The 23,075-nt window shown below is 47.2% G+C and carries 21 protein-coding genes and 1 riboswitch; of the genes, 5 read left to right on the top strand and 16 right to left on the bottom strand.

Annotated features, from left to right (window positions below; all coding sequences use genetic code 11):
• Positions 1–16: 16 nt before the first annotated feature.
• From PPM_RS06635 to cobD, 6 genes are all read right to left on the bottom strand, one after another.
• The gene (locus PPM_RS06635) at positions 17–853 is read right to left on the bottom strand and encodes an ABC transporter ATP-binding protein (RefSeq protein ID WP_013369991.1); all 837 of its coding nucleotides are present in this window, start codon (positions 851–853) and stop codon (positions 17–19) included.
• Positions 850–1,896, bottom strand: coding sequence for a FecCD family ABC transporter permease (locus PPM_RS06630; protein WP_013369990.1), 1,047 nt, complete (start codon positions 1,894–1,896; stop codon positions 850–852). The genes PPM_RS06635 and PPM_RS06630 overlap by 4 nt, the downstream gene beginning before the upstream one ends.
• On the bottom strand, positions 1,893–2,900 hold the full coding sequence (locus PPM_RS06625) for an ABC transporter substrate-binding protein (protein ID WP_013369989.1): 1,008 nt from the start codon (positions 2,898–2,900) through the stop codon (positions 1,893–1,895). The genes PPM_RS06630 and PPM_RS06625 overlap by 4 nt, the downstream gene beginning before the upstream one ends.
• 207 nt (positions 2,901–3,107) lie before the next feature.
• Positions 3,108–3,319, bottom strand: a riboswitch (cobalamin riboswitch).
• A 100-nt stretch (positions 3,320–3,419) separates the two neighbouring features.
• A complete protein-coding gene (locus tag PPM_RS06620) occupies positions 3,420–4,172 on the bottom strand; it encodes a histidine phosphatase family protein (protein ID WP_013369988.1) in 753 nt (250 codons plus the stop codon).
• Positions 4,173–4,186: 14 nt separating this feature from the next.
• Positions 4,187–5,158: an adenosylcobinamide-phosphate synthase CbiB gene (gene cbiB, locus PPM_RS06615; protein ID WP_013369987.1), complete on the bottom strand. Its 972-nt coding sequence runs from the start codon at positions 5,156–5,158 to the stop codon at positions 4,187–4,189.
• Positions 5,148–6,248: a threonine-phosphate decarboxylase CobD gene (gene cobD / locus PPM_RS06610; RefSeq protein WP_013369986.1), complete on the bottom strand. Its 1,101-nt coding sequence runs from the start codon at positions 6,246–6,248 to the stop codon at positions 5,148–5,150. The genes cbiB and cobD overlap by 11 nt, the downstream gene beginning before the upstream one ends.
• 159 nt (positions 6,249–6,407) lie before the next feature.
• Here cobD and PPM_RS06605 point away from each other — a divergent pair, with 159 nt between their 5' ends.
• Positions 6,408–7,409: a lipoate--protein ligase gene (locus PPM_RS06605; protein ID WP_013369984.1), complete on the top strand. Its 1,002-nt coding sequence runs from the start codon at positions 6,408–6,410 to the stop codon at positions 7,407–7,409.
• Positions 7,410–7,570: 161 nt separating this feature from the next.
• On the top strand, positions 7,571–8,371 hold the full coding sequence (locus tag PPM_RS06600) for a Cof-type HAD-IIB family hydrolase (protein ID WP_013369983.1): 801 nt from the start codon (positions 7,571–7,573) through the stop codon (positions 8,369–8,371).
• A 137-nt stretch (positions 8,372–8,508) separates the two neighbouring features.
• Here the strand turns inward: PPM_RS06600 and PPM_RS06595 are convergent, their stop codons facing one another.
• Positions 8,509–9,420: a DMT family transporter gene (locus tag PPM_RS06595; RefSeq protein ID WP_013369982.1), complete on the bottom strand. Its 912-nt coding sequence runs from the start codon at positions 9,418–9,420 to the stop codon at positions 8,509–8,511.
• A 132-nt stretch (positions 9,421–9,552) separates the two neighbouring features.
• On the opposite strand from PPM_RS06595, the gene PPM_RS06590 reads away from it, so the two are divergent.
• Positions 9,553–11,061, top strand: a complete 1,509-nt coding sequence (locus PPM_RS06590) for a PLP-dependent aminotransferase family protein (RefSeq protein WP_013369981.1) — start codon at positions 9,553–9,555, stop codon at positions 11,059–11,061.
• A 4-nt stretch (positions 11,062–11,065) separates the two neighbouring features.
• On the opposite strand, the gene PPM_RS06585 is transcribed toward PPM_RS06590, so the two are convergent.
• Together PPM_RS06585 and PPM_RS06580 are read right to left on the bottom strand one after the other, a co-directional pair.
• On the bottom strand, positions 11,066–11,836 hold the full coding sequence (locus tag PPM_RS06585; protein ID WP_013369980.1) for an MBL fold metallo-hydrolase: 771 nt from the start codon (positions 11,834–11,836) through the stop codon (positions 11,066–11,068).
• 150 nt (positions 11,837–11,986) lie between these two features.
• A complete protein-coding gene (locus PPM_RS06580) occupies positions 11,987–13,048 on the bottom strand; it encodes a sulfate/molybdate ABC transporter ATP-binding protein (protein ID WP_013369979.1) in 1,062 nt (353 codons plus the stop codon).
• 219 nt (positions 13,049–13,267) lie between these two features.
• On the opposite strand from PPM_RS06580, the gene PPM_RS06575 reads away from it, so the two are divergent.
• Complete coding sequence (locus PPM_RS06575; RefSeq protein WP_013369978.1) at positions 13,268–13,669, top strand: secondary thiamine-phosphate synthase enzyme YjbQ; 402 nt, start codon at positions 13,268–13,270, stop codon at positions 13,667–13,669.
• A 178-nt stretch (positions 13,670–13,847) separates the two neighbouring features.
• Here the strand turns inward: PPM_RS06575 and PPM_RS06570 are convergent, their stop codons facing one another.
• From PPM_RS06570 to PPM_RS06560, 3 genes are all read right to left on the bottom strand, one after another.
• Positions 13,848–14,429: a TetR/AcrR family transcriptional regulator gene (locus tag PPM_RS06570; RefSeq protein WP_013369977.1), complete on the bottom strand. Its 582-nt coding sequence runs from the start codon at positions 14,427–14,429 to the stop codon at positions 13,848–13,850.
• A 5-nt stretch (positions 14,430–14,434) separates the two neighbouring features.
• Positions 14,435–15,067 carry a YigZ family protein gene (locus PPM_RS06565; protein WP_013369976.1) on the bottom strand — a complete coding sequence of 211 codons (633 nt, stop codon included), beginning with the start codon at positions 15,065–15,067 and terminating at the stop codon, positions 14,435–14,437.
• A gap of 148 nt (positions 15,068–15,215) precedes the next feature.
• The gene (locus tag PPM_RS06560; protein WP_013369975.1) at positions 15,216–16,571 is read right to left on the bottom strand and encodes a glucose-6-phosphate isomerase; all 1,356 of its coding nucleotides are present in this window, start codon (positions 16,569–16,571) and stop codon (positions 15,216–15,218) included.
• 251 nt (positions 16,572–16,822) lie between these two features.
• Here PPM_RS06560 and PPM_RS06555 point away from each other — a divergent pair, with 251 nt between their 5' ends.
• Entirely contained in the window at positions 16,823–17,722 is a 900-nt protein-coding gene (locus tag PPM_RS06555) for an NAD(P)-dependent oxidoreductase (RefSeq protein ID WP_013369974.1), read from the top strand.
• 108 nt (positions 17,723–17,830) lie between these two features.
• Here PPM_RS06555 and PPM_RS06550 read toward each other — a convergent pair whose 3' ends face one another.
• The 4 genes from PPM_RS06550 to PPM_RS06535 form a co-directional block, all read right to left on the bottom strand.
• Positions 17,831–18,145, bottom strand: a complete 315-nt coding sequence (locus tag PPM_RS06550; protein WP_013369973.1) for a pyrimidine/purine nucleoside phosphorylase — start codon at positions 18,143–18,145, stop codon at positions 17,831–17,833.
• Positions 18,146–18,436: 291 nt separating this feature from the next.
• Positions 18,437–20,482: a transketolase gene (gene tkt / locus PPM_RS06545; protein ID WP_013369972.1), complete on the bottom strand. Its 2,046-nt coding sequence runs from the start codon at positions 20,480–20,482 to the stop codon at positions 18,437–18,439.
• Between the two features lie 401 nt (positions 20,483–20,883).
• Positions 20,884–21,783 carry a formyltetrahydrofolate deformylase gene (purU, locus tag PPM_RS06540; protein ID WP_013369971.1) on the bottom strand — a complete coding sequence of 300 codons (900 nt, stop codon included), beginning with the start codon at positions 21,781–21,783 and terminating at the stop codon, positions 20,884–20,886.
• A 22-nt stretch (positions 21,784–21,805) separates the two neighbouring features.
• Positions 21,806–22,933 (bottom strand): deoxyribonuclease IV, encoded by a 1,128-nt coding sequence (locus PPM_RS06535; RefSeq protein WP_013369970.1) that lies wholly within the window; start codon positions 22,931–22,933, stop codon positions 21,806–21,808.
• Between the last annotated feature and the right edge of the window lie 142 nt (positions 22,934–23,075).

The raw sequence follows: 23,075 nt of genomic DNA, 5'->3' as shown, positions 1-23,075 counted from the left end.
GTATGTTCCCAATCTCCTATTGGTCTGCTGTAGACGCAGCGCTTCTGCGCAGCAAGAGCTGCGGCACACCGCTATCGGGATGCGGAAGCATCACAGGCTCAACACCATATACACGACGAATCCGGTCCTCTGTTAGCAAATCCGATGAAGTACCCAATCCTTCAACCATTCCATCCTTAAGTACAAGCAAATTATCGCAAAACTGTGCCGCCAAATTAAGATCATGCAGGACAGCAATGATTGTCACGCCCGTTTCTTGGCGCCATTCTGCCAGCAACTCCATAAATTCAAGCTGATAGCGCAAATCCAGATAAGTCGTAGGTTCGTCCAGCAGCAATACCTGTGGCTCCTGTACCATCACCTTTGCTAATGCTACACGCTGTCGCTGTCCCCCACTCAAGCGGTCCAATGTTCTGTCGGCCAGTGAAGTTAGACTCAATCGCGCTAGGACCCGATCCGTAATCGCCTCCACATCAACTCCCTTTTCCCTGCCTAGCCAGTCCTGATGAGGAAACCGTCCCATTTCTATAACTTCCCTGACGGTGTATCCCACTGGAGGAATTCCCTCCTGCTGGAGTACGGCTACAAGTTGAGAAAGCTCTTTTCTGCTGTAGCTACCGACCTTTTTACCATAGATATGAACACTTCCAGAAGTCGGCTGATCTACGCCAGAAAGCAGATGCAGCAACGTCGATTTTCCACTCCCATTCGGACCAATGATCCCCCACCAAGCTCCTTCGTCTACGTTCCAGCTAATATTCTTCAACACATGGAACTTTCCATAAGCACGGGTCAGGCCTGCTACCTCTAGCGCCCGATCATACACCTTCTGTAATTCACTTTGTTTGGTCACAACAGATCCCCCCTGCGTAGCTTCTTGTTCCGGTACAGGAGATACGCGAAGAATGGTGCCCCAACAAAGGCCGTCATAACGCCCAGAGGAATTTCCATTGGGGCCAACAACGTGCGAGCCGCCGTATCTGCCCAAGCCATAAAAATAGCTCCACCCAGTGCAGATAACGGAACAATCATCCGGTAATCGGGACCTGCCATCAGACGAATGATATGAGGCACAACAAGTCCAACAAAGCCAATGACTCCACATACCGAGACAGCGGCAGCTGTCAGCAAGGTAGATATGATCAGGACAGATAGCTTCGTCGCATCTACATGAACCCCCATATGAGCCGCTTGACGTTCTCCCAAAGCCAGAATATTCAGCACCCGTGCCCGGTTCCATAGAAACACCAGCCCAACGATCACGTAAGGTAAAAGAATTCCCGTATATGACCAACCTCGCAGACTGAGACTTCCCATCGTCCAGTACAATATTTCATTGACTGTTTCCTTCGACATGGCTGCCAGAAAAGAAACAATGGCTCCCCCAAAAAATTGCATCACCACACCTGATAAAATGAGGCTTTGGGTCGGAATTTTCCCACCTTCACGCGCCAACGTCAACACCATCCACAGCGTCAGCATGCCGGTTATAAATGCAACTAGCGGAAGCGTCCATATACCCACAAATGAAAATTGAAGCCCCCAATAAATCAGTACTGCTGCTCCGACCGAAGCTCCCGAGGATACCCCAAGGGTATACGGATCAGCCAAGGGATTACGCAACACACCCTGAAATCCGGCTCCCGCCAGCGCCAGCGCTGCTCCAACCAACATTCCCAGTAACACCCGTGGCAATCTGACCTTCAAAATGATCTGCTCTGAGGATGTATTCCAATCCGGTGTAAACGTATCACCTAACCACGGTAGGTGGTTGATCAAAATACCTGTGATCTGGCTGACCGGAAGACTGACCGAGCCGATGCCAAGACAGAGTAGCAGCGTCAGCAGCAGCAAGACAAGACCTGTCCCCCCAAAACCGATCAGTCTACGGTTCATTTGAAAATTTCAGGGTACACGCCCTTAGCCACTTCCTTGAGCCCTTCCGTTACGCGTGGCCCCGGACGACTGATCAAATTATCATCCACGGCAAATACACGATGGTTACGAACAGCCGATATTTGATCCCATCCACTGCGAGCTTTAATGATATCTCCGAGGGTCTGGCCTGTTTTGTCGTCCTTCACACTTTTACTGTACAAAATCACGTCAGGGTTTGCAGCTATAATATTTTCCTCACTGATTTGGTACCACCCCTTCTGCGTAGCACCTACATTTTCACCACCTGCTAATGTAATCAGCTCGTCCATAAACTCGCCTTTACCCACTGTCCAGCCTGGTGAAAACTCGACGTATACCCGCAGCTTCTGCCCTTTGCCGATATTTTTAACTCCTTCTTTCACTTCTGCTACATCTGCTCTCATCTTGTCAGTCACCGCTCTCGCTTCTTTCTGATGATCGGTGATTTTCCCATACAATTCGATGTTAGCTATGACATCTTCAACTGTTTTCGGTTCAGTTTTAAAAATCATAATTCCCATGTCACGCAGCTTAGTCGTAGCCTGTTCACTAAGTGAAATCCCTGCAAAAACAACTTCCGGGTTCGCAGCAATGATCGCCTCTTCGTTCGGTTTCATAATACCGCCCATTTTAGGCTTTTTCGTAGCTGCCTCCGGGTAATCAGAGTAGTCGGATACACCAACAATTTCCTTATCCAGTCCGATAGCGAACAGCGCCTCGGTTTCTGCCGGGGAGACGGAAACGATCTTATCCGGTGCTTTTTTAAATGTAAATTCCTGTCCTGTTGCATCCTTAAGCGTTAGCGGGTAAACCGTTTTGCCCGGAGGCACTTGTGCGGTTACGGTCTGTCCCGGCTGCTGTGAAGAAGCTTGGCCCTCTTTATTTTGTGCATTTTTTCCATTCGCGCCACATGCACTCAGCCCAACTGCCAATATCAGCGCCAATAGACCTGTAGTCCATACCTTTATTTTTTTTCCTGCCATGATTTGCACCCTTTCATACAAAAATCGTTAAGAGCGTTACTTGAACTTCATCCGATATTTTCTCATTCCAGCCTTCTTTTCCTATCAAAAACCCCCGCATCCTCATATCAGGACACAGGGGTCACGTTAGCACAGATCGTGCGCAGGCGGGCAGCTTCTTTCCGCATGGACAGTCACTGCGAACACGTCATCCTTTCCTCGAAGGATTATGGTGACAGGCGGACGGGCAGGTATCCTGACTTATGGAAAATGCATGTCCTGATATTCTTTCATATGCTTGGCGGCACATAAAACAGGGCTAATGAGCATGTTTCCATTTACAGTGGCGGGACCGCGTCGGACTCACACCGACTTCCCTTTTAACAGCGCAATAAAGGAAAGCAAGTTCCTCACATAGCGCCGACCTCGTCTGCTGGATATTTGATGTAGTGGTAGTCAAGCCGTTCTTTTACTTGATGATTATAGGTTAAAAAGAGTTAGCTTACAACCCAAGCAGTCGCTTTATTCGCCTTGTTTAACCTAATGAGAAAGCAATCTTGCTATACAATTGTGCGGTCCTGTCAACCTTAACTGAATCCTAAATGCTTCTCCCGGCTTCGGATTCAGACTCCAAAAATCATGGCCAGGCATAAGCATACAAGCCAACTGACGAATTACACCACCATGCGTGACAATCAAAACAGAGGACGGCGCAGCATTCGACTCCATTGGCTGAACTTCCAAAGCAATGCGCCACGCAAACAGAGAGTCTAGGAATTCACGCAGACGATTCACAAAATGAATCCAAGGCTCTCCTCCAGGTGGGGTGAATTGTTGCGGCTCATCAATCCAAGCGCGATACAACGCCACATCCTTAAGCATGTCATACGTTTTTCCATCCCACTCACCAAAGTGAAGTTCTCGCAGATGTGGTTCCATGATAGGAGGCATAGCAGAGAGGGAACATTCAGACGTCAATGCTGACTCCGGCAAAATGATCTGCAAGGTCTGGCGACATCGCATCAAGTCGCTGCAATAGATTCGAGCAAAGGAATGTCCCTGCAATTTTTTCTGTAAAGTCTTTAACTCCTGCTCTGCTCCCGACAGCAAACCCAAGTCGGCATGTCCCAGATATCGATGTTCCTTATTCCATAAGGTCGTGCCATGACGAACTAGCACGAGCTCCATGTCCCACTGCAGATCTTCTTTAGCATCATTCGGCTTACTAACCTGTTGTGAGTTCGGACTTGGTGCACTTTCTCGCACTCTTTTTCCTTCTGTATCTTGTTTCAAAATCGTGTCACTCCTCACTGCATCCATCCCAAGGCAAAACACCCTGCAGCTCCCATCAAACATAACCCTACAAACATAGTGGATACGGCGAACATCAGCCGGATCGTATGCCGGATATCCTTCGACTCCAGCGGTCGTATCCCTTCGCCCATATATGCCCGAAAGGAGCGTATGCCGTGATACACATTATAGCCACCGAGACGAATCCCTAGGGCACCTGCCACCGCTGATTCGGGAAATCCGCTATTTGGGCTTGGATGCAGACGGGCATCCCGCTTGATTGTCCGCCAGCTTCTTGCAGCATCCAGCCGATACAACCACGACGCTATCACTAGCATAACTGCTGTCATGCGAGCCGGAATGTAGTTAGCTACATCATCCAGCCGTGCCGAGGCCCAGCCTAAATGCAGGTACTTTTCATTTTTGTAGCCAACCATTGAATCGAGCGTGTTTACGGCACGATATGCCAGTGCCAAGGGTGCTCCCCCGATCAGGGCATAAAAAAGCGGGGAAATAATGGCGTCCACGATATTTTCAGCGACCGTTTCGACGGTACCGCGCACAATTTCGGGCTCGTCAAGCTGCTGCGTATCCCTTCCGACAATCATGCCTAGCTCCCGACGTGCCCCAGTCAGGTCATTCGCCTGCAACGCTCGGTATACTGCCATCCCTGCGTCCTTTAGACCTTTGGAAGCAATCGTAGTTGCAATCAGAACAATTTCTACAACGACAGACAACCACGGGTGAATCCAGGCAAGCACACGCAACAGCCCCCAGGCAAGCACAAAGGAACCCCCAGCCACAATAAATGGAAGCAGTATGCCCGCACGTTTCAGTCCTCGGTCACTGCGGACCTTACGGCGAATCGCTTTTTCCAATGCTGAAATGGCATGTCCCATCCCGATGACTGGATGCGGCAACCATCTCGGATCACCGATTAGCCTGTCCAGCAGATAGGCTGCCATGATAACCAAGCTAACGATCACGCCGCTCCTCCTCCAGCACTTCACTCAGTGCAGACAGCAGCATATTGTTGGCTTCGGCGTCCTTAACCGCAATTCGAAAATGGCTCGCTGACAGTCCAGGATACATGGCACAGCTACGTATAAGAATCCCGCGTTGTCCAAGCGCCTGCTGAATAGCCGATGCACTCCACGTTCCCGGCGCCCTTGCTAGCACGTAATTGGCTTCGCCGGGAACGACACCACAGCCCCATTCCGCCAAGGCAGCCAGTAAGCGACTGCGCTCCGTAGCAATCAGTTCCTGTGTGCGGCGCTCATAAGCTTGCCCACTTCTCAGACACGCCTCTCCAGCCAGCAACGCCAGTCCATTAACGCTCCAGGTCACCTGTTTGGCCGTCATTTGCCGGATATAGTCCGGATGAGCAATCGCATAGCCCAATCGTAAGCCAGGAATGGCATAAAATTTGGTCATCGATCGGATCAAAATCACATGAGGATAGCGTTCCAGCACAGGCAATAATGAGATTTGCCGTTCCAGTGGGATAAAATCAATAAAGGCTTCATCCACCACTAACACGGTACCCGTTCTGCCAGCCGCCTCTGCCAGTTCATATAGCTCCTGCTCACCATATTGCACACCGTTTGGATTATTCGGCTGCCCAAGGAACAATACATCTACCTGCTCCATGAGCTGAAGGATGTCCTCCACGTCTGCCTTCCATTGAAGCGAAGCCTTCCCGTATACCCGATGGATCTCGGCTCCGAATTTGCCAGCCAGCTCGGCATATTCCGAAAAACACGGCTCCACTGTACCCACACGCTTGGGTGCCAGCCCTAATAGCAAGAGCGCCATGCTTTCAGCCGCGCCGTTACCGATGCTCAAAGCCTCCGGTGGAACCTGCAGCCGCCGTGCCAGCATATTTTTAAAATGGCGGTGTCCAGGGTCTGGATAGCGAATCACCGTGTCCAATGAGCTTTGCAGCGCCTCAAGCACCTCCGGTGGCGGACCGAGCGGATTAATATTCGCACTAAAATCCACAAAATCCGCAGCAGCTCCACCAAATGTCGCGGCAGCCGTCTCCCTGTCCCCGCCATGACCGTAAACCTCTATCATTGCCTCTCATCCTTTCCGGCCGTTTCCAATCATTTAGATCCATTATGAGGCTGCTTTTTGCGTCCCGTCAATGCAAATGAGCTTTTGTACATGGCTCACTTGGGTTACAATAGAGGGAGGCACACATAAATTACACAGTTTATATACGGAGGAATGGACATGCTGTTCATCGACAACCAGGGCATACACGATCCAGCCATTAATCTTGCTATTGAGGAATACGCGCTCAAGCATCTACCGCTGGACGACAGCTACCTGCTGTTTTACATTAATCAGCCTTCTATTATTATAGGCAAGCATCAAAACACCGTTGAAGAAATCAACGCTGAGTTTGTGAGAGACAACAATATTCAAGTTGTTCGTCGCCTGTCCGGCGGCGGGGCTGTATATCATGATCTCGGTAACTTAAATTTCAGCTTCATTACCAAGGATAATGGGGAGTCCTTCCATAATTTCCTCAAATTTACGCAACCTGTGATTGACGCCCTCCGCCAAATGGGAGTAGAAGCCGAAATGACAGGACGCAACGATCTGCAAGTCGGAGAACGTAAAATTTCAGGAAACGCTCAATTTGCTACACGTGGACGTATGTTCAGCCATGGTACATTGATGTTCAATTTGAATCTGGACAATGTGGCTGCATCGTTGCACGCCAATCCCGAAAAATTCAAATCCAAAAGCACAAAATCCGTCCGTAGTCGCGTGGCTAACATCAGCGAACTGATGGACCGTGAGATGACCATAGAACAATTTCGCGAGGAACTGCTGCGGTCCATCTTTGGCTCAGAATTGGATCAGGTGCCTCAATATAAGCTCACCGATGCGGATTGGGCTAAAATCCATGAAATCTCCAAAGAGCGCTATCAATCGTGGGATTGGAACTACGGTCTATCCCCCGAGAGCAATATCAAGCACACACGTAAATTCCCGGTCGGTATTATAGATATCCGCATGGATCTGAAGGAAGGCTACATCCGTGATATTAAAATTTACGGGGATTTCTTCGGTGTAGGTGATGTCGCTGATATTGAAAATATCCTGCGCGGCAAGCGTTATGATGAAGGTGAGGTCCGTCAAGCCTTATCCTCTCTCGATTTGAAGCATTACTTTGGTAATATTGAGCTGGACGACTTTGTTGGACTTGTATTTTTGGAAGACTAAGCGTTACTTTTTCCCATGGTTTCAAGCCAATACTTCAGTGGTTATAAGGGGACAGGCTCTTATGGGCGGCGTCCCTTTTTCAATGCAATATTGTCATTTTGAATATTATAAGATACAATTTTAATATTGCCCCATGATAGAGATAAAGGAGAGATACCGATATGTATAAATTAATTGCCATTGATATTGATGATACTCTCATTAATGACCAGAAAGAAGTTACTCCAGCGACACAACAGGCATTGGAAGCTGCTGTAGCTAAAGGTGTGGTGGTTACTCTCGCTACTGGACGAGCTTATGCCTCCGCGCACAAAATTGCACGCCAGACGGGGTTGAATGTACCGATCATTACGTACCAAGGAGCTTTGGTTAAAAATCTGCTCGACGAAAACGTGCTGTATGAGCGTTATGTTCCACTCGTGGCTGCACGTCGTCTGTACGAATTTTGCGTGGAACGCAATCTGCATCTGCAAACATATATAGATGACAAATTGTACACACGTGAAGATAATCAGAAAATTAAAGATTACACCGAGCTGAACAACACGGAATATTTTGTAGAGCCTGTGTTCAGTAAAGTTATAGAGCAACCGGCCCCTAAATTGCTGATCATTGACGAGCCGGAAGTGTTGGATGAATTAATTCCCGAACTGCGCGAACTGCTTGGCAACGAGGTGCATATTACAAAATCCAAACCTCATTTCCTGGAAATTATGCATCATGAAGGCACTAAAGGCCACGCCCTTGCCTTCCTTGCAAACCATTTTGGCTGTGATCTGTCGGAGACCATTGCGATCGGCGACTCGTGGAATGACCATGAAATGCTGGAATGTGCTGGTCTCGGCATAGCGATGGAGAATGCGATTCCTGATTTGAAAAAGCTGGCTGATTACATTACTCGCAGCAATAATGAAGACGGTGTTAAGCACGCCATCGACAAATTCGTACTCAATGTTGAATAAGCAAAAAGTGACTATTTCCGTAATACTTATATAAAGTATTTCAACAACAAAGCCTCCAAACGTCGCATGTTCATTAACATACGGCAGTTTGGAGGCTCTTTTTGTCAGATCATATCATAACTGACCACTTCAAAGTATCAGGCAGCAGAGCGAAATTTACGTCTGTTCACCAGACGGATAATTCCGTTATTCATGCACATCAACCCGGTCACAATGAGCAGCACTCCTGCCAGCATCCACCAGCTTACATGTTCTCCATACAAAAAAGCACCCAGGCCTACAGCAATCGGTGGTGAAATGTAGAGCCATGTGGTCGGAAACAATGGATTCGTACGCGCCATAAGCCAGTAAAATAGTGTCTGCGCAATCATGGAACCAAACACAATCAAATAAAATAGAGAGCCTATGGCAGGCAGCAGATTCCATCCCCCAGAATTCCAAGGCTCTGTAAAAGCCGACAGTACTAGCAGCATCCAACCACCATGAAACATTTGTGCTGCATTCAAGGCAATCGGGTTCGTATCACGAAACACGTCCATGACTCGCTTGGAATACAAAGCTCCTCCCGAATAGCACAGCTCACCCAGCAAAATGGCCATACAACCAGCCAGCCACAGACCGCTGATTTGAACCGCCAAGCCGGGCAATACCACCAGCACGACCCCGAGAAAGCTGATCATGCAACCCATGAGCGTAATTCTCCTCGTTTTTTGCCGCAATATTGCAGACTGCATTAGCACAATCATCATCGGTCCGGTGGCCGACAAAATAGCACCGATTCCCGAACTGACATATTGCTCCGCCCAATACAGTGTTGAGAATGTGCCGAAGGTCGTTCCCGTCCCAATTAGCAGCATTTCCTTTCGCCATAATAACGACCATCGAACCTTTCCTGACAGCCTCATCGCAATAAACAAGATTGCCCCTGCTGTCATAAAACGTACGCCTGCCGATAAGAACGGCGGAAGTCCGGCCTCCACTCCCACTTTGATAGCCAAAAATGTAGTACCAAAAATAAGACACATAACTGTAAAGGCGATACCAATCATGACACTTCTCTCTCCCTTCTGTTACTCACAAGCATACAAGGAGACAGACAGAACAGATGGGCAACCACAGAACAGTTGTATACGTTTTGGAAGTGCTGTATAGTACAATACACACAAAGGAGCGTGGACCGCATGGGCAAGGATAACAGCGAATTATTGTTTTCAACAGAACATATCTCGACAGATCCGGGCTTAAAGCTGTATGAGCAGGTCGTCCATTACATAAATGTGCGGATGGAGCGCGGGGACTGGCCAGCAGACGCTAAATTGCCGTCTGTGCGAAGTCTGGCTCAGGAATTGGGTGTGCACCGGTTAACCGTATTCCGGGCATATCAGGAGTTAAAGCAACAAGGGCGTATCTATGTAAAGGATAAATCGGGATATTACGCTCATGCTTCCCATGCAGCAGAATTGGGGCCATTTACTACCTATTCGGAGCGTTCATCCACAAGACGGATCTTCCATTCAGAATCCACTTACATGGCAGACGATCCGTCTGTTTCTGTCTGGAGGGGGATGGATGGACTCACCCAGGTTCATGCCATGAACGCGGACTTCCAATTTTCCAAGGCCCTAATTGATCCCTCTCTCCTACCCAACCGATACTGGAGAGAATTAATGATCCAGGTGTTTGAAAAACATCCGAAAATCGCGGCTACCTATTCTGCTGTACAAGGAGATGCTGAGCTTCGTGATGCCATGGCGCAGCATTTTAGCACAGATAAGCATTTCGCAGTATCAACGGACGAAGTACTGATTACCTCCGGCGCACAGCAAGCCATTGACTTGGTTTCCCGTTCTCTGATCCGTACAGGAGATCGTGTATTAATCGAACGTCCAGCCTATGGCCCGGCCATGGAAATATTCCGCAGACAAGGCGCCCGCCTGACTGTAACGGATATACGACCGGAAGGTTATGATATGGATCACATTGAATGGTGCCTGAAAACGGAAAAACCGCGTCTCTTTTATATGAATCCGACATTTCACAATCCAACCGGCTTTATGATCCCTGATGAGCAGCGCAAACGACTACCCGAACTGGCCGAGCGCTACAGCTGTCTTATTGTCGAGGATGACAGCACCTATGATATCAGCTTTGGGCAAAAGCCGCCTTCCCCCATTTTCGCCTATGATATCTCGGGAAGTGTCGTCTATATTCGCAGCTATAGCAAGTATGTCGCACCCGGCCTGCGAATCGCAGCCGTGACTTGTCGGCCTCAGCTCATGGACAGTCTGCTGAGCGTCAAAGCGCTAGTGGACAATGGATCACCACTGCTGAATCAAAAGCTGTTTTTACAATATTTTCAATCCCCACGTATGCAGCAGCATATTAAAAAGCTATGTATCGCACTCCAGATTCGTAAGGAAACGATGGAAGCCAGTCTCCGCGATTCCGGCTGGACATGGACCAGCCCGGCGGGAGGACTCAACCTGTGGCTCCAGCTACCTTCTACGATAAAACCTAATGAGCTGCTTGCCAAAAGTATACAAGAGTCCGTTTCCTTTGTCCCAGGCAATGTATTTGATCCCATCGGTGCAGAGGGTAAAACGCATATACGGCTGTCCTATTCATACGCCAATGAACTGCAAATCAAAGAAGGGCTCTCCACACTTCTACGCATCAGCCGAATGATGTAAATCGTTATTCTAACGGCAAACTCATGCCTGTGTGTGCCAAACTGATCCCTTCCAGCAACCCGTAGTTGTATGTGATATCCACATCATGGGACATATGTGTAAACACCGTGCTTCCGGGCTTCAGTCTTCCTACAAGCTCTTGAGCCTCCAGCATGTCATATACCGAACGGGTGGCATACTCCGCTTTCTCATGGTAAAAACTCGTCCCCAGCACGAGTAAATTCAGATTATGTAAAGGCAAAATTTCCGCCTCATTCAGTCCAATTGAATCTGAACAGTAGGCCCATGAGAAGCCGTCTTTTTCCAACCGATAAGCGTAAGCATATCCGTTCTTTCCGTGATTCACGCGCCATCCCCGGATGTTCCATCCGCCAAGTTGGACTCCCTGATCTACTGGAATAAGATCCAGGTTTCCAGGGAGCCAGGAAAATTGACGCAGGATCGTGTCAATCACTTCCTGTGGAGCGTACAAACGCCCTCTGTTCCCCGTCCAGCGACAGGCATCCGCCCATTCTGGCAATCCTCCAATATGATCAAAATGTGCATGTGTCACGAGGATCGTAGGGATAAAACGCAGGCTGCGCAATTCTAACTGTCTACGCCAGTCGGGGCCACAATCAATCATAAAATCCTCTGTCTCGCTTTTGATCAGCACAGACGATCTCAACCTTACATTCGTTCCTGTCGTGCGTGCCTCTGTGCACACGAGACAATCACAATACACACGCGGAACCCCCATTGCATCCCCCGTGCCAAGAAAAATAAGACGATTCATGATTTAACTCCTATCTATCTGGGTGTTTTTACTACTATTATAACGAACATATCAAGTCTGCGTAAATCACCCCAGCGACCAACGACAAAAGGGCATGTCCAAAGCCGTAAAACAGGCCAGACACCCCCCTTATATGTGATCGTTTTATTTTCAAATGATGATAGGCATCGGGTCTTCCTTCAGGCGATTTTCCACCATCCAGCTGGATTCCTCATTATATAGATAGGCCCGATGCACCAACACTCGCACCTGCTGACCAGGTTCCAGCGTAGACTTCTCCAATGAACGGTATGTCATGAGACGCTGGTCCCCAACCTGTACTTCAACCATCCATTCACTCCCGCGAAAATGTAAATGCTTCACAATGCCTTCCTCGGTCGCCGACAGCAACGCAAATTCCTCACTAGGTCCGACATCAATGTACTCCGGACGAATCAAGGCACGTGTTCCCACTCCGGCAGCTTCCTCAAAGCCTCTGAGACTACCCGCCTGTTCAATCACCGTGGATTCCCCAATAAAAGAAGCCACAAACGGGGTCCCCGGTTTTTTATAGATATCCCAAGGCGTTCCCTTCTGCTCCAGTCGACCTTGATTAATCACCATAATTTCATCGGCTACTTCAATCGCCTCATCCTGATCATGGGTGACGAAAATGGAGGTAATACCCACCCTCTCAATCAACTCTCGCAACCAGGTACGCAACTCCTGACGAATCTTGGCGTCAATAGCCGCAAATGGTTCATCCAGCAGCAGTAGTTGAGGCTCCGGTGCCAAAGCACGCGCGAAAGCAACCCGTTGTCGCTGTCCACCTGACAATTGATGCGGATAACGATGCTCAAAGCCTTTGAGCCCCGTGAGTTCGACCAGCTCAGTGACCCTTTCCTTGATGCGGGCTTTGGAGCTTTTTTTCACTTTCAAACCAAAGGCAATATTGTCGTACACGCTCATATGCTTGAACAAAGCATAGTTTTGAAATACAAATCCGATTCCACGCTCCTGTGGTGCCAGCTCGTTTACCCTTTTTCCATGAAAGTGAATCTCTCCTGCATCCGGTTGCTCCAGCCCTGCCAAAATACGAAGAATGGAGGTTTTTCCCCCGCCGCTTGGACCGAGCAAACCAATAAGATGGCCCGTCTGAATATCAAAAGATACGTCCTTTACCGCATGAAAATTACCGAAATGCTTGTTTAACCCTCTTACTTCCACATGCATATCCGTACACTTCCTTTCCGCTTCTGGACCAGTTCAGGAACAGCAGCAGCTTTGCTTACCACAAAGCACGCACCTCATTCGAAAGCATTCAATTATTCCAATAAACTTACTTTGTTTTTCTTATGTGATACTTTATCAAAGGAAAGTAATTTTCGTCAACTCTATATATTATCTTGAGAATGAAAAGGGTAAAGTAATACTTAGAAGGGAGATGGATTTATGTTGCATACTTTCGAATTATCTACTACACGGCGAGATGAAATGCGTGATATTACACGCGAAGTTGCAGCACTCATTGAAAAAAGCGGGGTGCAGCAAGGAACAGCTCTGATTTATTGTCCACACACGACTGCTGGCATCGCCATTAATGAAAATGCCGACCCAGACGTCAAACATGATGTCATTTTAAGGCTGGATGAGGTTTATCCCTGGGAACATCCCCAATATCGCCATATGGAGGGAAATACGGCGTCCCACCTTAAATCCATTACAACAGGCCCCTCACAAACGGTTATCATTCATGATGGAAAGCTGTTGCTTGGACGATGGCAGGGACTTTATTTTTGTGAATTCGACGGCCCACGCAGACGTCAATACCATGTAAAAATTATGAAGGGCTGACGGAGGCATGCAAAAAAAAAAAACAGACGATGATGTTCCCCCGCTGGATACACCATCGTCTGTTAAATTCTTAGTCGCTTTCGCAAAGTACCGTAATGATAAGTCACCGTCATGAAGTGCAAACACCCAAAAAAGCGCCCTACATGTTCATGGCTGAAGCGTGTGAATGCAGGTACGCTCATAGTTGTCTGCACAGCAGCTTTACATGTGCTAAAGCAGCGGGCCTGATCTCTTCAAATGTTAAACCGTCCTGAATATAAAATGACACGAAGCCATGCATGGATAAAAACAGACTTTTCGGTACTCTTGAGCATTCTTCCTCCGAATGTCCCTGACCACTTAATTCCTGGCGAATCATAGACGCAAATAATTCCACACAACGGTTTTGCTCTGTACGACAGTATGCAAATAGTTCTTCATCATGCATCATGAACATAATTTCGTACTGATATGGATTTTCCAAGCCAAAACGGATATATTCCAACATCAGGTACTCCAATCTGCTCAAGCCATCATCAGGCGTGCCTGTTGCTGCTTGCAGTAGAATTCCACGCAATGTATTGAAATCTTCAATCACAATGGCATAGAACAGTTCAGCCTTCTCTTTAAAATGATAGTATAACGAACCATGACTGTAACCCAGATGCTGGCCAATGCTGCGCATTGAAATCGCACGGTAGCCCTTGGTGATAAACAAGTGCCTGGCCGCTTCCAGAATCCGCCCTCTTGACAACTCCTGTTCTACTGCTCTTCTAGCCATATTATTTATTCCCCTTCAATAAAGTAAAGCTGCTCTCCCTCCGACACAAGCGATTGTCCTTGTGTCAAGTCGGTTATCCAGTTGCAGAAGGATTCCGCATCACCAGCCAGCGGCAGACAGGTTAAGGTAACTTTATCCGTAAACATCGTTTCTCCAGTACGGATACTGCGATTACGTAATTCATTTTCCACTTTGCCCAACCAAGTATAATCCAACTCCACAAAAACTTCACGATGCAGCACACGCGTAATCGCATCCCCTGCTTCAATAGCTGCAACAGCACCATCTGAGTATGCACGAATCAGTCCGCCTGCTCCCAGCAAAATTCCGCCAAAGTATCGAGTAACCACAATAGCGACATTTTTCAGCTTCTGATTGCGGATTACCTCCAAAATAGGCTTACCAGCCGTCCCACTCGGTTCTCCGTCATCCGATTGCTTTTGGATTTCATCTCTTTCCCCAATCATATAAGCCGAACAATTATGGGTAGCGTTCCAATGCTCTTTTTTGATGCGTTCTATAAAAGCAACTGCTTCTTCCTCAGTTTGAACAGGCTGAATATGGCCGATAAAACGGGATTTTCGGATTACAATTTCCTTGTTGCCAGCACCGCGTACGGTTCGGTATTGTTCCAACATACACGTATAACCTTCCTTACTTCATTTTACAAGAAAGCAGTTCCCCGCTTCTGGCAGCTGGTGAACTGCTTTCCTGTACTTAATTGATGCTATACACTATAACGCTTCTGACCGAAAACCCTGTTTCGAATCAGAGATTATAGCTCCCTTATTCAGACAATCTTGCTTCAAGCTCAGCTTTTTCTTTTTCGAAGCCCGGTTTGCCAAGCAGCGCAAACATGTTCTTTTTGTAAGCTTCGACGCCGGGTTGATCGAACGGATTTACGCCCAACAGGTAGCCGCTGATGCCGCAAGCCTTTTCGAAGAAATAAGCAAGGTAGCCAAAAGAGTAAGGGCTCAAGTCAGGAATATTTACAATCAGGTTCGGTACTTGTCCGTCTGTGTGAGCCAGCAATGTACCTTGGAATGCTTTTTTGTTTACAAAATCCACCGTTTTGCCTGCCAGGAAATTCAGTCCATCCAGATCATCCTCATCTGCTTCGATGGTGATGTGACTAGGTACATTTTCTACTTGGATTACCGTTTCGAAAATGTTACGGCTACCTTCCTGAATGAATTGTCCCATAGAGTGCAGGTCTGTCGAGAAGTCAACAGAAGCAGGATAAATGCCTTTATAATCCTTACCTTCGCTTTCTCCGTACAGCTGTTTCCACCACTCAGATACGAAATGCAAAGACGGCTCATAGTTTACGAGAATTTCAATTGCTTTACCTTTACGGTACAAAGCGTTACGAACGGCTGCATATTGGTATGCCTCGTTCTCAGCTACATTCGGGTTGCTGTATTCTTTGGAAGCGTCCGCCGCACCTTGCATCATTTCTTCGATGTTGATGCCTGCTGTAGCAATCGGCAACAAGCCTACTGCTGTCAGCACGGAGTAACGGCCACCCACATCATCAGGAATAATGAAGGATTCATAGCCTTCCTCGTTAGCGAGCTTTTTCAAAGCGCCACGTTCTTTGTCCGTTGTCGCGTAAATACGTTTGCGTGCTTCTTCTTTACCGTATTTTTTCTCCAGAGCCGCACGGAATACGCGGAAAGCGATAGCTGGCTCTGTTGTCGTACCTGATTTGGAGATGACATTCACAGAGAAGTCTTTTCCTTCAATCAGTTCCAACAGATGATTCACATATGTAGAGCTGATGTTGTTGCCTGCAAAATAGATAGCGGGACCCTTGCGTTGATCTTTAGGCAGCGCATTGTAGAAAGAATGCGACAGCATTTCGATCGCAGCACGTGCTCCAAGGTAAGAACCACCAATACCGATTACAATCAATACCTCGGAATCGCTTTGAATTTTAGCAGCAGCCTTTTGGATGCGTGCAAATTCTTCTTTATCATAATTGGTAGGCAGGTCAATCCAACCCAAGAAATCGGAACCTACACCTGTTTGGTTGTGCAGTTGCTCATGAGCCAACTTGATAGGCTCTGCAAAATAATCAATTTCGTGCTGACCCACAAAGGAGAGCGCTTTTGTGTAATCAAAAATAACTTTTTTAGACATGTTTGGAACCTCCTGTTTGGTATTACTAAGACCATGAATACGAACATAAGGACTTAGGAATAGGATACTTTAATTTGCTGAGCCTGACAAGCTTGTGTTACCTGTATGTCCTGTGCCTTGACAGACCCTGCTGTAGATAGGGTAGCATGCCCATGCTACAATGAACTGAGATCAATCTGTTTCAATATTCAATTCAAGCCGAACTCGCATCTGCATCGGACGGCAACTTCCAACAAGAAAGGTGATTAGCAATGAAAAACATCGGATTTATCGGACTGGGCACCATGGGCGCCCCGATGGCATCCAATCTGCTAAAGCAGGGATTCGGAGTCACAGTTTATAATCGTACCGCTTCGCGCTGCGAACCCTTGATAGAGCAAGGCGCACGTACAGCTTCAACCCCTCGCGAAGCGGCCGAAGGGCAGCACCTGGTCATTACCATGGTCAGCGATGATCAATCAATACGTGACGTCTATTACGGTCAGGACGGCGTGTTTGCTGGTCTTACGGCTGGCATGACCGTGATGGACAACAGCACGATTTCACCTGAGTTAGTTAAACAACTGGCCGCTGAGGCGGACAAGCTGGGCTGCTCCTTCATTGACGCACCTGTAACAGGCAGCAAGCCTGCCGCTGTTGATGGAACACTCGTGTTCATGGTCGGCGGTCACGCAGAAGCGATTGCGGCACAATCAGATGTTTTTGATACCTTGGGCAAAAAAGTGCTCCATATGGGACCAAACGGTAGCGGGGCCGTAGCCAAGCTTGCTCACAATACGATGGTCGGTATAAATAACCTCGCTCTGGCTGAAGGCTTTGCTATTGCGGCTAAATCCGGCATTCCAGCAGACAGCTTCCTAGAATTGGTACAGCTCGGATCGGCAGGTAGCAAGGCCGCTGACCTGAAAGGGCGCAAAATCATCGAGCATGATTTTAGCAACCAGTTCTCACTTGCTCTGATGCTCAAGGATTTGAAGCTCGCTGCCTCACTAACAGACAGCCTGTCCATCCCTACGCCTATGTTGTCCATTGCCAAAAGCTTGTTTCAAGCCGGACAAACACAAGGCTACGGCGATGAGGATCTATCTGCCGTCGTAAAGACATACGAAGCATGGATTGGCCGCACCATTGGTGGTCAGCCTCTTGAGTAAGCTGGACTTTTCTTTGTAACCATTCTGCTGTGCATTTGTACTTATGACACAGCTTTAGGGTAAGAACACTTGGCTTGTAGCTTGAGTGCTCTTACCCTTTTCAGTTAATTATTCCGGATAAGAACAGCAATAATCCGTTACACTTCGTACTTCCAGCTTGAAGGAAGACTTTGCAGGCACATGAAAGGTTGATGTACCTTGTATTTCCAGCCATTCCTCGGTACCTGGAAGCAACACTCTCAGGTCCCCTGCCAAAATCTCCATGATCTCACGGGAATCCGTCCCGAACTCGTACGTTCCCGGCAACATAATCCCCAGTGTTACCTTACTGCCGTCACCCAAGATAACTGTACGACTTGTAACCTGACCATCATAATAAACATTTGCTTTTTTAATTACGCTTACTCCATCGAACTGTGTCATTCGTTATCCCCTCATCTGCTCTCAATGGTGAATGAATATGGTGCATCATAACATAATTTGGATTCCAGTTTCAGTATGAAAATACACACTGTATCTGCGTACTCTATAGACTGATAATCCAAAAGTCATTTTTTCGAAAATACAAATGTATGAAACAAACAGCCGTAAGCCTTACTCAGGTTACGACTGTTTGTAATACATGGATTGCCACGATCAGGTAGGTCGTTTGTCAGCAATACACGATCATTGCTTTATGGACAAACTCTTCCTAATTGCTGATGCTCCAGTGTTTTATTTCAACAAAGCTTTTACACGGCTTACAACGTTCTCTACTGTAAAGCCGTATTCCTTAATTACGCGGTCACCAGGAGCGGATGCGCCAAATGTGCTGATACCAAGAATGTCGCCTTGGTCGCCAACATATTTTTCCCATCCCAGTGGATACGCCATTTCTACAGCCAAACGAGCTTTAACTTCAGGCAGCAGAACGGAATCTTTGTAAGCTTTGTCTTGTTTTTCGAACAGATCCCAGCTTGGGAAGCTGATAACGCGTACTTGAATACCTTGTTCAGCCAGTGCTTCCTGTGCTTTAACAGCCAGTTGTACTTCGGAGCCTGTAGCCAGAATTTGAGCAACCGGTTTGCCGTCTGCTGCATCTGCAACCACATAAGCACCGCGTTTGATACCTTCACGTGCATGCTCAGCAGTAGCAGCCAGGATTGGCAGGTTTTGACGAGTCAATACCAGTGCAACCGGGTTTTTCTTGTTTTCCAGCGTGTAAGCCCAAGCAGCAGAAGTTTCATTACCGTCAGCCGGACGAATGACCGTCAGGTTCGGAATAATACGCAGAGAAGCCAATTGTTCAATCGGCTCATGAGTTGGACCATCTTCACCAACAGCAATACTGTCGTGAGTCAGAACGTAGGTTACAGGCAATCCCATCAGAGCTGCCAGACGAACGGCCGGACGCAGATAATCTGTAAATACGAAGAATGTACCGCCAAATACTTTTACACCTTGGTGCAACGCCATACCGTTCATTGCAGCAGCCATACCAAACTCGCGAATACCGAAGTAAATATTACGGCCAGCGTAGTCTTCTGGCGTAAAGTTCGTCAGGTTGTTCAAGTGTGTCATTGTGGAGCTTTCCAGGTCAGCAGATCCGCCTGTCAGGAAAGGAACGTTTGGAGCCAATCCGTTCAATGCATTACCAGAAGCTACACGAGTTGAAACTGCTTTGTCTTCTGTGGAGTATTTCGGAAGATCACGATCCCAACCTTCTGGAAGATCGCCGTTTACAGCTGTTTCGAACTGAGCTGCCAAATCAGGGTGAGCCGCTTTGTATTTCGCAAATTGTTCATCCCATGCTTTATTAGCAGCGATACCACGCTCTTTTACTTTAGCAAAGTGCTCGCGAACCTCTTGTGGTACGTGGAAATCCTCTTCGTATACCCATTTGTAGAATTCTTTAGTCAGTTTAGCTTCTTCTGCTCCCAGCGGGGAACCATGAGTACCGCCGTGTCCGCCTTTACCTTGTTTGTTCGGGCTTCCGTAACCGATGACTGTTTTTACTTCAATCAACGTAGGACGAGTCGAGTCGGCTTGTGCTTCTTCAATTGCTTTTTGGATCGCTGGAAGATCATTACCATCTTCTACGCGCAGCACTTGCCAGTTGTAAGCTTCAAAGCGTTTGGCAACACTCTCGGAAGAAGACAGATTAAGCTTGCCATCCAGTGTAATATCATTGGAATCAAACAATACGATCAGCTTACCCAGTTGAAGGCGACCAGCCAGCGAAGCAGCTTCGTGGGAAATACCTTCCATTAGATCGCCATCGCCACAAATAGCATATGTGAAGTGATCCACAACTTTAAATTCGTCTTTATTATATGTTGCACCCAGTTGTGCTTCTGCCATAGCCATACCTACGGACATTGCTAAACCTTGTCCCAGAGGTCCAGTTGTAGCATCTACACCTGCAGTGTGTCCAAACTCAGGGTGACCCGGTGTAAGGCTGCCCCATTGACGGAATTGCTTCAGCTCTTCCATAGGCAGATCATATCCGCTCAGGTGCAGAAGGCTGTAAAGCAACATGGAACCGTGTCCTGCAGACAGTACAAAACGGTCACGGTTCACCCATGTTGGGCGATCTGGGTTATGGTTCATTGTTTTAGCAAAAAGTTGGTAGCCCATTGGCGCGGAGCCCATCGGCATACCAGGGTGTCCTGAATTTGCTTTCTCGATGGCATCAATTGCCAACGTACGAATTGTTGTGATGGACAAATTGTCGATAGTGGAGTTTTCATCCTTTTGAATCGCTTGATTCTGGTCAGTCATGGTTTGCCTCCTCATATTGTATGAAGTATGTCAATTGCATTCGGTCATACTCTTCAAAATCACCGTCTCATATAGAAACAGAGACTATTGAAGTGAGTGAATCTGCTTGAATGTTTCAATATGACTTATACACTCATAAGTATTGTACCATTTGCCGTGGAAGTTTGCCAGATTGTTTGTAAAGATGATTGTCGAAATGGTCGAAATATTGTACAGCCCTCATATCAATATACCCGTTATGTATTAACATCATTTAAAAAATAATGAAATCGTAAAAAAATTTATATAGGGCCCAGAAATAATGCAAATACCCCAAACAAAAAAACAAAGCCCATTATGCACTGGGCTTTGTTTAATCCAAAAGGTATACTCGCAAGTTCATCAATTTGAAATTTTTAAGTTCAATTAAAAACGACCGTTTTGTTCTCATGAACCAGTATACGATCCTCAGTATGCCACTTCACGGCTCTTGCCAACACGACCCGTTCAATAGTACGACCGATCCGTTTTAGCTCATTTACATCATCTCCGTGGCTTACCCGCTGTACGTCCTGCTCAATGATCGGACCACCGTCCAATTCCTCGGTTACATAATGCGCAGTAGCACCAATAATTTTCACACCACGATTATAAGCTTGGGCATACGGCTTGCCACCCACGAATGCAGGTAGAAAGGAATGATGGATATTGATAATCCGGTTGCGATAATGCTCAATAAACTTAGGCGAAATAATCTGCATATACCTAGCCAAAATGATCACATCAATCTCTTCGCCAATGACCTCTAGCTGACGGCGCTCTGCCTCTGGCTTCGTATCGGCTGTCACCGGGATATGGTGATATGGAATGCCAAAGGATTCCACATACTCCTTCATATCCGGATGATTACTAACCACCAATGCAATATCCGCATCCAGATCGCCTGCCTGCCATTGCCACAGCAGTTCTACCAGACAGTGATCTTCTTTGGAAACGAAAATAGCTAGTTTTTTCTTGCGGCTGACCGCAGAAATCGTCCACTCCATACGGAATTGCTCAGCAACAGCGACAAAGTCCTGCTCCAATTGCGACTGAGCTGCACTCAAATTTGGCAGATCGAATTCAATCCGCATAAAAAACATACCGCCGGACGGGTCCATTGTATATTGGTCAGATTGAACGATATTGGCCCCATGCTCGTACAAAAAGCGGGACACAGTCGCTACAATACCTGGCCCATCTGGACAAGATACAAGCATGCGCGCACGGTTTTCATGTGTAGATACAGTGCTGTTTGGCTGATGTTTTACGTGAAGTTCCATGTGGCTATTAGTCCCCCTTATCTTATACCGTCACTGGCAGATGACTACCGGCAAAACAGGCAATCAACCGTTGATTAATGTGTTCTTCGCTCATCTCTGGAAACAGTCCTGCTTCCGTTATCATGTCATACAGACGCTCCAGCGGCTCACGTGGGTCTGCTTTTCTTGCTTTGGCATCATTTTTCAGCAGAGTCCAGGTGTCCAGTACAAATTTACGGACATCCACATCCTGTTTTTTGAAAAACGAATGCAGCTGCTCCACCTGACCCAAAAACTCATCTCCAAAGCGTTCCTTTACATTACCACGAAGCAAAGCAATCTCAACTTCATACATTGGTCGTTGAGTTTTGGCTTCTTTTCCAATCCACGGTGTCTCCAAAATAAACGGACGTCCTTGAAGTGCTTCATGATGTACCACATTATGAATAGTCTGATAACCAATCCAGCCTGATCCAATCGGAGTATGGCGGTCTTTATGAGCGCCAACCGGGTTTTTGCTGTCATTTATGTGAACAACTTGGATGCGATTCAAGCCGACAATACGGTCAAACTGCTCCAGTACACCGTCCAAATCATTGACAATGTCATAACCCGCATCATGAATGTGACAGGTGTCCATACAAACCGTCAGACGCTCGTTGCGCTCTACTTTATCTATAATGGAGGCAATTTCCTCAAAGCTACGACCCATTTCTGTGCCTTTGCCAGCCATCGTTTCAAGTGCAATGTTGACATCTGTCTCCTTCACACCGTTCAGTACCTCGTTCAAACCATCGGCAATTCGCCTAATTCCGTACTCTGCATCTTTATCTGTAAAAGCCCCCGGATGCAGCACGATATTTTTCACACCAATCGCATGTGTGCGCCGAATTTCCTCCTGAAGAAAGCTGACCGCAAGCTCATAGGTATTTTCTTTGTAGGAGCCGAGATTGATGATATACGGAGCATGCACCACGATATCTTCCATTCCCTTTTCCGCCATTAGCTGCTTGCCTTCCTCTAAATACATGGACTCCATCGGCTTACGGCGCGTGTTTTGCGGTGCCCCCGTGTATATCATAAACGAGCTGGACCCGTAAGAAGACGCTTCTTTTGTAGCGCTGAGCAGACCCTTGTCCGAGAAAGACACATGAGAACCAATTTTCAGCATGATTTTGATTCATCCCCCTATCCTGTTATGCTTGTCTTATTTTAATTTATTCATTTTAACGTGATTATTGAAATCAAACAACATAGCGTTTATGGCAACTTTTTTAGGTGACTCCCTAAGGGAACCTACAGACATAGCGCAC

The sequence above is a fragment of the Paenibacillus polymyxa M1 genome, assembly GCF_000237325.1.
Classification (GTDB): Bacteria; Bacillota; Bacilli; order Paenibacillales; family Paenibacillaceae; genus Paenibacillus; species Paenibacillus polymyxa_C.
Note: the sequence above shows the minus strand (reverse complement) of the source record. Positions and strands in the feature narration are given on the sequence as shown.